A 12,236-nucleotide genomic window follows, 5' to 3' on the forward strand; every position below is an offset into this window, starting at 1 on the left:
AACCACCCGCGACGACAAGAACCGGAAAGGCCAAGGAAATCGCCTCAAGGTTCGACAGACAGATCGGCGACGGGCAGGAGAAACGGGATGAACAGCGGAACCAACAGCCAAGTGCAAGTCGCGCGTATCGATGTGTGGAGCCGGATCTTCTTCGCCGGTGCCCTGCTGCTGTTGCTGATCAACCAGGTGCAGCTGCAGATGCAGGTTTCCCGGGCCCAGGCTGCCAGCGCATCGGTCAGCTACGTTCCGGCCGTCTCCAGCACGCCCGATTTGTACCGCGAAGCGTCGCGTTATCCACAGGCTGCCCCCGCTCGTAATCAAGCGCAGGTGCTGCAGGCGCCCCAGGCGCAAACCCAGGCTCAGGTCCAGCCGATGGCTCGCCCGCAGGGCGGCTGGGTGTTCTGACCTTCCTTACTGATCTGATTTCTGAATCGCTGGCAAGCCGTTGGCTTGCCCGATAGGTCCGCAGTGCCCGGAAGCGCCCGGGCGGACAGCCCTTCCGGAGACTGCCTTGTACTCCGGAGCAGGTACCCGAAGGGGTGCCGAACCGACAACGAGAAGAGGAGAGACCCCATGCTTAGCTGGGCACTGACATTCCTGATCATCGCCATCATCGCCGCGGTCCTTGGCTTCGGTGGCATCGCCGGCGCCGCGACCAGCATCGCCAAGATCCTGTTCGTGATCTTCCTGGTGCTGTTCATCGTGTCCTTCGTCATGGGCCGTCGCCGGGGCTGACGCCGCGGACCGGCAGAAGTTGAACAAGGAGCGTAGCGATGGGTTTTACCCGCAATCTGCTGCTGTCGGCTGTTCTGCTCGGCGCCGGGGCCCACGCCCTGGCCGCCGAGGCGGACAAGGACGCGCAGTACCGCCTGAACGAGCTGGTAGCCAGTGACCCGCAGTACCGCGACACCTGGCAATCGGTAATCAAGGATGAGAGCCGGCTGCCCGACTGGGTGATGAACCTCAGTGGCACCGCGACGCCGATGCAGGCGGTAGACGAGAAGGGCGACAAGTACCTGGTCGGCGAGTTGTGCGAAGCGCACAACTGCTCCGCCCATCGGCTGTACGTGGCTTTTACCTGGGACAAGGACAAGGCCTACGCGCTTTACGTGAAGGTTCCGGAGAATCTTCCGGCGGACAAGTCGCCGAGCAAGCACGCCAGTTTCCGCTGGCTGGGTGAGCCGGACGATTCGGTGAAACGGATCCTCGACGACCAGCTCAAGAGCGATCCGAACTGGTATTGACCCTAGCGGCATACAGTTTCTGAGATACGCGTACCCGGAAAGCGTACGCACGGCCAGGGGGCCGGGATGTTCGGGATGCACCAGGTCCTGAATGACCCAGGGGTACAGGGAGTACCTCCGCATCAGCGGGCCGGGCCAGGCAAAGCCTTCGGAACCGACGCGAGATTCTCGCGTCGGTTCCGGAGCGCTTCATTTATTGCACCAGCATCAGGCCGCGGCGGATCAGGGTTTGAAGTTGGCCGCGTCGCGCGCCCAGCCATCGAGGACCGGTTTGAGGTCCGTCAGATTCAGGTGAGTGCTGGTGTTCTCCAGCGTCTTGCCCGCGCCCTTGCGCACCACCTTGGCGACCGGTTTGCTGGTCGCGCCATCCAGTGCTTCGAATTCCACATAGACCTCGGTGTCCTGGTCACGAGTGCCCATCGCCGTAGTCGTCGCCGCCACCACGAGGGCAATTGGAATCACCTCGTAGGCTTTCAGGCCTTCGGTAGAGATGTTCACCCCAGTGATCGCGGTGCGCAGCACCAGGGTATCGCGATCGGCCTGCTGGACGATGCGGTAGCGACTGCCCAGTTGCAGCTCGACCTGCTTCTTCAGGTAATCGGGGATTTCGTTAAGGGTCTTCTGATCGATGTTCTCGTTCGGCTTGGGCGGCGGGTAGTAGATAGGCCGCTCGACCAGTACCGAGCTGTAGTTCTGCAGCTTCAGGTCCGGGGCGACCCAGCGCAGCACCGGGTGGCCACTGGGGGAGGTGGCGGGTTTGAGTTGCGAATAGTCGCCGAGGAAGCCCGAGTATTGCGAGGCGTCCGGTTTCTGGCTGGAGCAGCCGGCCAGCGCAAGGGCGCCAGCGAAGAGCAGGGTGGGTACTACGTAGCGTCGCGTCATAGAGCGTCCTTTTCCAGAGAGTCACCGCGTTGTGCTTTCACCACACATTCAACAACCTGTTGCTTACCCGGCTGTCGCGGCGGCCGCAGGGTATCTGGACGCTCGCTCGAAGCCGGTCGAACTTCACTGATGTCAGTCAATTCGGAGTGCTGTGGAAACGTCTTACAATCACTCGCCGATTCCCGTCAGTCGATTTAAGCGACCTCCGGGAACCAGCCACTGCAACAATGAAGAGCGGAATCCGGCGACTTATCCACAAGGCGCCTGCATTCCCGCCAGCCTTGCAGCCGACGGGCCCTTTGCCGGCCCTCGGCCATCCCTGACGGTCCCCGGACGGCGACCGTACATCCGGTAACAAGAAGCCGCGACCTGAATGTCCGACCTTCCTGACCGATCAATCCGGGCCATTGATGGCCGATTTGCACCAAGCCTAGACGGCTTTGAAGAGCGCTGCGTGACAGGCGTTGAGGAACCTGTGTCATGCGGAAAATCAAGGGTCTCATGACCTGGAACCAAGGTTTCAGATGCCTTTTCCTATGCCGATTGTGCATGGGGTAGGCGTTTCCGGCATTAGACGGGAAAGGGGTGGGTCGGAATCATGCGCCCCTTTTTTCGCTGGCCGTCGGCATCCCGATGGTTCGGCGACCCCGACTTCCACAAGAATCAAGGGTGACTCACTATGGGCAAAGCCAAGCTCAGCCTCGCCTGGCAGATCCTCATCGGCCTGGTACTCGGAATCGCACTGGGCGCCGCGCTCAACCACTTCAGCGCGGAAAAGGCCTGGTGGATCAGCAATATCCTCCAGCCGGCGGGCGACATCTTCATCCGCCTGATCAAGATGATCGTCGTACCGATCGTGATTTCCTCGCTTATCGTCGGCATTGCCGGAATGGGTGATGCGAAGAAACTAGGCCGCATCGGCCTGAAGACCATCATCTATTTCGAAATCATCACCACGGTCGCCATCGTGGTCGGCCTGCTGCTGGCGAACATCTTCCAGCCCGGCGCCGGCATCGACATGAGCACCCTGGGCACTGTGGATATCTCCCAGTACGCGCAGACTGCCAAGGAAGTCGAACACCACCACGCGTTCATCGAGACCATCCTTAACCTGATCCCGTCGAACATCTTCGCGGCCATGGCCCGTGGCGAGATGCTGCCGATCATCTTCTTCTCGGTGATGTTCGGCCTGGGCCTGTCCTCGCTGCCGGCGCCGACCCGCGAGCCGCTGGTGAAGATGTTTCAGGGCGTGGCCGAGGCTATGTTCCGCGTCACCCACATGATCATGCGCTACGCCCCTATCGGCGTATTCGCGCTGATCGCGGTGACGGTCGCCAACTTCGGCTTCGCCTCGCTGCTGCCGCTGGCCAAGCTGGTGGTGCTGGTGTACTTCGCCATCGCCTTCTTCGCCTTCATGGTTCTGGGCCTGGCCGCCCGACTGTTCGGCTTCTCCATCATCAAGCTGATGCGCATCTTCAAGGACGAGCTGGTCCTGGCCTATTCCACCGCCAGTTCCGAGACCGTGCTGCCGCGCATCATCGAGAAGATGGAAGCCTACGGCGCGCCCAAGGCGGTAAGCAGCTTCGTGGTGCCTACAGGCTACTCGTTCAACCTCGATGGCTCGACCCTGTACCAGAGCATCGCGGCGATCTTCATCGCCCAGCTCTATGGCATCGACCTGTCGATCGGCCAGCAGCTGATGCTGGTGCTGACCCTGATGGTCACCTCCAAGGGCATCGCCGGCGTGCCGGGCGTTTCCTTCGTGGTGCTGCTGGCGACCTTGGGCAGCGTCGGGATTCCGCTGGAAGGCCTGGCCTTCATCGCCGGTGTCGACCGCATCATGGACATGGCGCGTACCGCACTGAACGTGATTGGCAACGCCCTTGCTGTGCTGGTGATTTCCAAGTGGGAAGGCGTATACGACGCGCAGAAAGGCGCGCGCTACTGGCAGGCGATGCAGAACGGCCGCGTTGAAGCCTTCCTCGAAGGCGAGAGCGCGGATGGCAAGGAAAGTCCCGCCACGCGTTGATCCGCAAAGGTTATCCACAAGGCCTCGGCATAATCCGGGGCCTTGTCGTTTCTGGCGCCCGAGGTGCCCCTGCCGCTATCATCGCGGCCATTCCAAGGGGGACATCGCATGCTCAACGGCCTGTGGCTGGGCTTTTTCATCGTCGCGGCGGTCACCGCGCTTTCCCGTTGGCTGCTGGGTGGCGAGGCCACCGTGTTTGCCGCCATGGTGGAAAGCCTATTCGCCATGGCCAAGCTGTCCGTGGAAGTCATGGTGCTGCTGTTCGGCACCCTGACTCTGTGGCTGGGTTTCCTGCGCATCGCCGAGAAGGCCGGGCTGGTGGAGAAACTCGCGGTGCTGTTAGGCCCGCTGTTCCGCCGCCTGATGCCGGAAGTGCCCGCCGGCCACCCGGCCATCGGCCTGATTACCCTCAACTTCGCCGCCAACGGCCTGGGTCTGGACAATGCGGCCACGCCCATTGGCCTGAAGGCCATGAAGGCGCTGCAGGAACTCAACCCCAGCAGCACCACCGCGAGCAACGCGCAGATCCTCTTCCTGGTGCTGAACGCGTCGTCGCTGACCCTGTTGCCGGTGACCATCTTCATGTACCGCGCCCAGCAGGGCGCGGTGGACCCGACCCTGGTGTTCCTGCCAATTCTATTGGCCACCAGCGCTTCCACGCTGGTGGGCCTGCTCAGCGTGGCGGTGATGCAGCGCCTGCGCCTGTGGGACCCGGTGGTGCTGGCCTATCTGATTCCCGGTGCGCTGGCGCTGGGCGCCTTCATGGCGCTGCTGGCGGGGCTGTCCGCCACCGCGCTGGCGCAGCTGTCCTCATTGCTGGGCAATCTGACGCTGTTCGGCATCATCATGCTGTTCCTCATCGTCGGCTGGCTGAAGAAGGTGCCGGTGTACGAAACCTTCGTCGAAGGAGCGAAAGAAGGCTTCGACGTCGCCAAGAGCCTGCTGCCCTACCTGGTCGCAATGCTTTGCGCTGTGGGCGTGCTGCGCGCCTCGGGCGCGCTGGAGATGGCGCTGGACGGCATCCGCTGGGTGGTCGAAGGCGTGGGCTGGGACACCCGCTTCGTCGATGCGCTGCCCACTGCGCTGGTCAAGCCATTCTCCGGCAGTGCCGCGCGGGCGATGCTGCTGGAGACCATGCAATCCCACGGCGTGGATAGCTTCCCGGCCCTCGTAGCCGCAACCGTGCAGGGCAGCACCGAGACCACCTTCTACGTACTCGCCGTGTACTTCGGCGCTGTCGGTATCCAGCGCGCCCGCCACGCCGTGGGCTGCGCGCTGCTGGCCGACCTGTCCGGCGTCCTGGCGTCCATCGGCGTCTGCTACTGGTTCTTCGCCTGAAGAGCGCGAGCGTCCTTGCGCGCCGACTGGGCCTGGAACAGCAGCCACTCGCGCTGGATCACGCTGTAGGGCACGAACACGCTCAGGCGTGACATGCCGGCGAGCTCCGGACGGTTTGCCGGTGGCCGGAAATCCGCCTGGAAACCGATGTTGATCCCCAGCAAGCGGCCATCACTGCCGATGAGTGGCCCGCCGGACATGCCCTTGGCGATCGCCGCATCGTGCACGCCATAGCGTTCACCACTGGCCGAGCCGTTGTCGACGAAGGGCACCGGCCAGACTTTGCCCATGCTGCTCATCGGGATCAGCAACGAACTGCTGCCCAGCGCCGTGACTGACTCGCCCGCGCGGAACTGGCGCCATTGCGGCAGCGCTCCGTCGGCCTTGTGCGCGATGAACAGCAGGTCGCAGCCGGTGCTGCAGCGATAGGCCTGGTGGCGCAGGTAAGGGGTATGGGCGGCGGTTACGGCGTAGTCCGCATTCCATTGCACCGCCGAGGCGACGATGAACCCCGGAATGGGCGGGCCGGAAAGGACCGTGAAGTAGCGATCGGTCAGGCGGCCATCGCTTTCTGGTGAAACCCAGCCGTTGCAGCCGGCCAAGGAAAACAGCAACAAAATTCCCCACAGATTTTTCATGCGAAAGCTCTCCCTGTTTTGAGAGAAAAGCTAACTGCTAATCAGGGAAATTTCTTATATAAAAATAAGATTCTTACTTGCGATATTTGGTTGGGAATTATCTTGAATGAAGAAAGTTTCCTACATGCAGTTCTTCAAGGTATTAGATTTAGAAATTATCAAATAACTTATTTGATAATTTAAATGTTTTTATATAAATGAGAGATTGATCGTTAAACCCTGTCTTCCGACGAGCGGTATCGAAGCTTTCGCCAAGCTTTCAATTCCAGTAAATATGGGCCTTTCAGCCATTTTTCGATTGTAGAGCCGACGCTTTTACACATAGGGTTACAAATAAATCATCCATCCAGTGCTGCCTGCCGCGGATGGGGATCAGCGATTTCCCTTTAGGGAAGTCCCCGTGTAACAGCCCTGAGTGATGTTCTTATGGCCTCGAACAAATCCAAAGCCAAAGCCGTCTTCCGTGTGGTGAGTGGCAACTTCCTCGAGATGTATGACTTCATGGTGTATGGCTTCTATGCCACTGCCATTGCCAAGACCTTCTTTCCCGGCGATGACCCCTTCGCCTCCCTGATGCTGTCGCTGGCGACCTTCGGCGCCGGCTTCCTGATGCGCCCGCTCGGCGCCATCTTCCTCGGCGCCTATATCGACCGCCACGGCCGCCGCCAGGGGTTGATCATCACCCTCGGCCTGATGGCCATGGGCACCCTGCTGATCGCCTTCGTCCCAGGCTACGCCACGCTCGGTGTGGCGGCGCCACTGCTGGTGCTGTTCGGCCGGCTACTGCAGGGTTTCTCCGCTGGCGTGGAGCTGGGCGGCGTGTCGGTGTACTTGGCGGAAATCGCCACTCCCGGCAAGCGCGGCTTCTTCGTCAGCTGGCAGTCGGCGAGCCAACAGGTCGCGGTGGTCTTTGCCGGCCTGCTGGGCGTGATCCTCAACCACTGGCTGAGCCCGCAGGACATGGGCGAGTGGGGCTGGCGCGTGCCCTTCTTCGTCGGCTGCCTGATCGTCCCGGCGCTGTTCATCATCCGCCGGTCGCTGGAAGAAACCCCCGAGTTCCAGCAGCGCAAGCATCGTCCGACCCTGAGCCAGGTGCTGCGCTCCATCGGCCAGAACTTCGGCCTGGTGCTGGCCGGTACCGCCATGGTGGTGATGACCACCGTGTCCTTCTACCTGATCACCGCCTATACCCCGACCTTCGGCAAGAACGAGCTGCACTTGTCGGACTTCGACAGCCTGCTGGTGACCATGTGCGTGGGCCTGTCCAACTTCATCTGGTTGCCGCTGATGGGCGCGGTGTCCGACCGTATCGGGCGCAAGCCGCTGTTGCTGGCAGCCACCGTGCTGGCGCTGGTCACCGCGTACCCGATGCTGTCTTGGCTGGTGGCCGAGCCGAGCTTCGCGCGCCTGCTTGAAGTGGAGCTGTGGCTGTCCTTCCTCTATGGCAGCTACAACGGCGCCATGGTCGTCGCGCTCACCGAGGTCATGCCGGCGGACGTGCGCACCACCGGCTTCTCCCTGGCGTACAGCCTGGCGACCGCGACATTCGGCGGCTTCACCCCGGCAGTCTGCACCTGGCTTATCCACACCCTGGACAATAAAGCCGCGCCCGGCATCTGGCTCAGTGGTGCAGCGGCCCTCGGCCTGCTCGCCACTCTGGTGCTCTTCCGCAAGGGCGCCCGCGTACGCCCCGGGGCCCTGGCTGCCAGCACCTGAGGCCAGCTGCGACGTTCTGCCCCAGTACGGTTCCGGGCGGCATTGACCCAAGTCAGGCTCGCCCGGCACCGGCGGTAGAAGGATAGGGTCATCCCAATCCCTCTTCGCCAGCGGAGAACGCGTCATGATGACCCACACCACCGCCGAGCTCGCAGCCCTCGGGGCTGTTGGCGCCGATCACTGGATAGAAACTCTCGACGACGGCAGCCATGTGCTGATCCGCCCGTTGCGCGCGGAAGATCGTGAGCGCGAGCGCCTGTTCCTCGAACGCCTGTCCCCCATGACCCGCAAATTCCGCTTCCATGGCGAAGTGAAGATCGACGACAAGCTGCTCGATCGCCTCATGGACGTCGACTACCAGACCACCATGGCCTTCATCGCCCTGACCCATGTAGATGGTGAACTGCGCGAAGTCGGCATCAGCCGTTACGCGGCTGTGGATAACCAGCAGTGCGAATGCGCGGTGACCGTCGCCGACGAGTTCAAGCAACTGGGCCTGGGTCTTGCGCTCATGCGCCATCTGATCGACGTGGCCAAGCGCAATGGTTTCCACCAGATGTACTCGATCGACTCATCCATGGACCGCGACATGCGTGACATGGCGCGCGAGCTGGGCTTCCGCGCCCAGGTCGACCCGGATGATTCCTGCCAGGTCATTCGCCGCCTCGCACTCTGAAGCCTGAAGGCGTTCCGACGGGGTTTCAGCCCCGTCGGCGCCACAGCGCCAGCCCCAGCAGTAGCGTCAGCAACAATGCGCCCAGCGCCGCCAATGGATAGACCATGTCGTCATCCAGCAGCGGCTTCTCAATGCGCAGATAACCCTCGTCCTTGAACAACTGCTTCGCCACGTCGCTGGCGTGGGCCAGGCTGACCTTTGCCAGGCGCTTGTCCTCGTCGGGGAACTTGCCGTCGTCGAAGTCCGCCAGCGCGCCCCAGTAGTAATCCGCCAGAGTCGAATTGCCCGGTGTGCTCCAGGCCAGTTGTGCACGCGCCACGCGTTGGATGCGGGCGAAGCGCTGCGGATCGAGGCCCTCGTGGCGGATTTTCTCCACCAGATCCCTCAAGGCCGTTTGCGCCTCCTTCTGTTCATCGCGCTCGACATTCGCGTTGAGGCTCATGAAGCCTTGATTGGACCACGCGGTACGTTCGCTCCAGGGGCCGTAGGACAACTCGCGGCGTACGCGCAGCTCGGTGTAGAGCGCATCGTTCAGGTAGGCCTGCAGCAGGTCCAGCGTGGCGCCATCGGCATCCTCTGGTTCGGGGAATATCCAGTGCAGGACCGCGCTTTCGCCGAACAACCCGGTGGTCAGGCTGCGCTGGCGCTCGGCGCCGCTCTTCATCTGCGGCAGATCGCGGCGTTCGGGCGTGTCGTGATCCACCAGGGCGCCGTAGGTGCGGCCTAGGTAAACCGGCAGGCGCGGGTCGAGATCTCCGACGATGATCAGGGTCATGTTGCTGGGGACGTACCAGTCCTTGCGCAGCTGCTCCAGCTGGGCCTGGGTGAGGTTATCCACAGGCGCGCGCTCGTCGCAGGACAGCCCCAGTTCCACGGCCAATTGTTCCTGGCCGGCGCGGCTGACGTTCTGGTGATCCAGCCAGCGCTGCAGGTGCGAATAATGGCCGCCATCCTCGCGCACCAGCACCTGCTTGGCGGAATCGATCTTGCGCTGGTCGAGCTGGGTGCGGGTGATGATTTCCAGCAGCAGGTCCAGCACCTGGCGCTGAGTGGCGGCGGGGGATTCGACGACGAATGCGGTGTCGCCCTCGCTGGTGTAGGCGTTCCACTGTCCGCCCAGCGCTTGCATGCGCGCTTCCAGATCAGCCTCGTCGCCGCCGTCCAGGCCGCTGAAGAACAGGTGCTCCATCAGGTGCGGAAGCTGTCGGTCGCGGCAGCTGAAATCACTGAAGCCGACGCCGACGATCAGGCGGATCGAAACGTGGCCTTTCTCGCGGGTGGGTTTGAACAGCACGCCCATGCCGTTCACCAACTGGTAGGCCTCGACCGTCTGTCGCTGGTCCGCATGGGACCAGACGCTGAGCAGCAGGGACAGCAGGGGGACGAACAACCAACGCATGAGCCGTGTGCCTTGACGCAAAGCCGTGAGGATAGCGGATTGACCGGCGCGAACCCACCGCGTTCAACCTTTGTCGGGTGGCACCTTCGGTCACGCACCCTGGCTTGCAAGGTCACTGTCGCTGTCGAACCACGACACTACGCTCAGATCATCTAACCTCAGTGATGGACCCGTTGTTCGTTCCGCGTGGAGCGATCTGGAGGCTACATGCGTGTCCTGGTTACCGGCGCCGCGGGAATTCTCGGGCAGAGCCTGCTCAACGAGCTTGCCGTCCAGCATCTGGACTGGACGCTCATTGCCGCCGACATGCAGCGCATCAAGTCCCAAGGACTGCGGCCGAACATCGAGCCGGTAACGCTGGACCTGAGCGTGGCCGCCAATACGCGGGCCTGCGTGGAGCACTGGAAGCCCGATGCGATCGTCCATTTGGCCGCCGTCGTGAATCCGCCGCGGGAGATGACGCCGCAAAAGCGCCATGCCATCGAGGTTGGCGGCACCCGTGCGCTGATCGAAGCAGCGCGGGATACCGGCGTACAACAGTTGATAGTCACCAGTTCCGGCGCCGCCTATGGATTCCACCGCGACAACGCCGAATGGATCGACGAATCGCATCCGCTGCGCGGCCATCCCCACCTGCTCCACGCCCGCTGCAAGCAGGAAATCGAGCAACTGCTGGCCAACGCGCGGGAGCGTTATCCACAGCTCAAGCAGCTGATTCTTCGCCCTGGCACCATACTCGGCCGGCGTGTGCATAACCCGCTGGCCGAGTTGTTTGCGCGACCCACACTGGTGGGGGTCCTGGGACATCGCAGCCGCTTCGTGTTCATCTGGGACCAAGACGTGGTGAACGTGATCCGCCAGGGTCTGGAACGCGGCAGCGAGGGCATCTACAACCTCGCCGGCGACGGCGCTTTGTCCATGCGCGAGATAGCCGGCCTGCTCAACAAACCCTACCGGCCCATGCCGGCAAGCCTGATGCGCGTGGGGTTGGGGCTCCTCAAGCCGCTGGGGCTGTCGCGCTTCGGGCCCGAACAAGTGGACTACCTGCGCTACCGGCCGGTGCTGGATAACCGCCGGCTGAAGGAAGAATTCGGTTACGAACCGCGCTACTCGAGCCGCGAGGCGTTCTTGGCCTATCTTGCCGCGCGTGGCCCGAACGGCTGATACCGGCCTTGTGGAAAACCTGTAGACAAATCTGTTGAAAAGCCTGTGATCCACCCTCTGGAGTCAGCCCCCGGAAGGGCTATCAGTTCGCCGACTGGCGCCGCCGCTGGCGGTACTCGCCCGGCGTCAGCCCCGTCCAGTGGCGAAAAGCACGGAAGAACACGCTGGGCTCGGAATACCCGAGCAGGGCGGCGATGTCCGTGGCCGGCAGGTTGCCTTCCCCCAGGTAGCGCTCCGCCAGTTGCCGCCGGGTATCGGCCAGCAGCTGCTGATAGCTGCTGCCTTCCTCCGCCAGCCGGCGCTGCAGCGTGCGTTCGCTCAGGCCCAGTTCGCTGGCCACGGCGGCACGGCCGGGTTCGCCGCGGGTTAGCTGCTCGCCGAGCAGGGCGACCACCCGGCCGCTGACGCTGGCGCTGGGCAGGCGAGCGAGGAGGCCTTCGGCGTGCTGGCGCAGCAGGTCGCGCAGCGACGGGTTGGCTTGCGGTAGCGGAGCGTCGATGAGCGCTCGGGGTAGGCCTAGGGCGTAGTCCGTTGCGTCGAATTGCAGAGGGCAGTCGAAGGCCTTTTCGTACTCTGCGAGGCTTTCCGGCTGGTGGTGCATGAAACGACAGCCGGCCAGTTGCAGGCCGCTGAGCAGGGCGCGCAGCTGCCGCGACCAGAACCCCAGCAGCGCCAGCGCGCGAGCGCGGGTGGCCGGGGGTTCCGGGTTCAGCGGGCGGTAACTGACCCAGATGATCTCGGCCTGGGCCTCGATGGTTACCTGGCCGCCTTCGCCCACCAGGCGCTGGTAGCGCATGGCCGATTCGAGGGCGTCACCCATCGTGGTGCTCGACTGCAGGAGGTAGCCCAGTGCACTGAAGGATGCCGGCGATAGCGCACGGCCCATGGCTAGGCCGGGTTCGTCATGCTTCAGGTCGGTCTGGATCACCTGCCACATGCGCTCTTGCAGCGCGAAGTCGATGCGCGCGTCCGGATCGCTCAGCTGGGATTCCTGAATGCCGCTGGCGGCGAGCAGGGCGTCGCGGTTCAGGCCGAGACGCACAGCCGCCAGCAGGATGGCCTGGGTCAGACTGGCGCTGACCGAGGGCGGGTGTTGGGATTGAGTGCATGCTTCCATGGCGGCGGATTCTGCCCGAACCCTGGGCGTCGT

12 protein-coding genes are annotated in these 12,236 nt (G+C 63.1%); 8 read left to right on the top strand and 4 right to left on the bottom strand.

Annotation, left to right across the window (positions count from 1 at the left end):
* Nucleotides 1-87: 87 nt before the first annotated feature.
* The 3 genes from IB274_RS26160 to IB274_RS26170 all read left to right on the top strand — a co-directional run bounded on the left by IB274_RS26160 (nt 88) and on the right by IB274_RS26170 (nt 1,244).
* A complete protein-coding gene (locus IB274_RS26160; RefSeq protein WP_192435708.1) occupies nt 88-405 on the top strand; it encodes a hypothetical protein in 318 nt (105 codons plus the stop codon).
* 168 nt (nt 406-573) lie between these two features.
* Nucleotides 574-735 (top strand): DUF1328 domain-containing protein, encoded by a 162-nt coding sequence (locus IB274_RS26165; protein ID WP_081519001.1) that lies wholly within the window; start codon nt 574-576, stop codon nt 733-735.
* A 38-nt stretch (nt 736-773) separates the two neighbouring features.
* Nucleotides 774-1,244, top strand: coding sequence for an inhibitor of vertebrate lysozyme family protein (locus IB274_RS26170; protein ID WP_192435709.1), 471 nt, complete (start codon nt 774-776; stop codon nt 1,242-1,244).
* 222 nt (nt 1,245-1,466) lie between these two features.
* Here the strand turns inward: IB274_RS26170 and IB274_RS26175 are convergent, their stop codons facing one another.
* Nucleotides 1,467-2,126, bottom strand: a complete 660-nt coding sequence (locus tag IB274_RS26175; RefSeq protein WP_192435710.1) for a DUF3313 domain-containing protein — start codon at nt 2,124-2,126, stop codon at nt 1,467-1,469.
* Between the two features lie 679 nt (nt 2,127-2,805).
* On the opposite strand from IB274_RS26175, the gene gltP reads away from it, so the two are divergent.
* Both gltP and IB274_RS26185 read left to right on the top strand, forming a co-directional pair.
* A complete protein-coding gene (gltP, locus tag IB274_RS26180) occupies nt 2,806-4,155 on the top strand; it encodes a glutamate/aspartate:proton symporter GltP (RefSeq protein ID WP_192435711.1) in 1,350 nt (449 codons plus the stop codon).
* A 108-nt stretch (nt 4,156-4,263) separates the two neighbouring features.
* Nucleotides 4,264-5,493 carry a nucleoside recognition domain-containing protein gene (locus IB274_RS26185; RefSeq protein WP_192435712.1) on the top strand — a complete coding sequence of 410 codons (1,230 nt, stop codon included), beginning with the start codon at nt 4,264-4,266 and terminating at the stop codon, nt 5,491-5,493.
* On the opposite strand, the gene IB274_RS26190 is transcribed toward IB274_RS26185, so the two are convergent.
* The gene (locus IB274_RS26190; RefSeq protein WP_192435713.1) at nt 5,475-6,131 is read right to left on the bottom strand and encodes a S1C family serine protease; all 657 of its coding nucleotides are present in this window, start codon (nt 6,129-6,131) and stop codon (nt 5,475-5,477) included. The genes IB274_RS26185 and IB274_RS26190 overlap by 19 nt on opposite strands.
* Nucleotides 6,132-6,557: 426 nt before the next feature.
* On the opposite strand from IB274_RS26190, the gene IB274_RS26195 reads away from it, so the two are divergent.
* Nucleotides 6,558-7,847: an MFS transporter gene (locus IB274_RS26195; protein ID WP_192435714.1), complete on the top strand. Its 1,290-nt coding sequence runs from the start codon at nt 6,558-6,560 to the stop codon at nt 7,845-7,847.
* Nucleotides 7,848-7,971: 124 nt separating this feature from the next.
* Nucleotides 7,972-8,523 carry a GNAT family N-acetyltransferase gene (locus tag IB274_RS26200; protein ID WP_081519008.1) on the top strand — a complete coding sequence of 184 codons (552 nt, stop codon included), beginning with the start codon at nt 7,972-7,974 and terminating at the stop codon, nt 8,521-8,523.
* Nucleotides 8,524-8,548: 25 nt separating this feature from the next.
* On the opposite strand, the gene IB274_RS26205 is transcribed toward IB274_RS26200, so the two are convergent.
* Nucleotides 8,549-9,922, bottom strand: a complete 1,374-nt coding sequence (locus IB274_RS26205; RefSeq protein ID WP_192435715.1) for a M16 family metallopeptidase — start codon at nt 9,920-9,922, stop codon at nt 8,549-8,551.
* Between the two features lie 207 nt (nt 9,923-10,129).
* Between IB274_RS26205 and IB274_RS26210 the strand changes: the two genes are divergently transcribed.
* Nucleotides 10,130-11,086 carry an NAD-dependent epimerase/dehydratase family protein gene (locus IB274_RS26210; protein ID WP_138213481.1) on the top strand — a complete coding sequence of 319 codons (957 nt, stop codon included), beginning with the start codon at nt 10,130-10,132 and terminating at the stop codon, nt 11,084-11,086.
* Nucleotides 11,087-11,168: 82 nt separating this feature from the next.
* Here the strand turns inward: IB274_RS26210 and IB274_RS26215 are convergent, their stop codons facing one another.
* Nucleotides 11,169-12,203: an AraC family transcriptional regulator gene (locus IB274_RS26215; protein WP_192435716.1), complete on the bottom strand. Its 1,035-nt coding sequence runs from the start codon at nt 12,201-12,203 to the stop codon at nt 11,169-11,171.
* Nucleotides 12,204-12,236 lie beyond the last annotated feature (33 nt).

Source organism: Pseudomonas sp. PDM18 (genome assembly GCF_014852585.1).
GTDB lineage: Bacteria > Pseudomonadota > Gammaproteobacteria > Pseudomonadales > Pseudomonadaceae > Pseudomonas.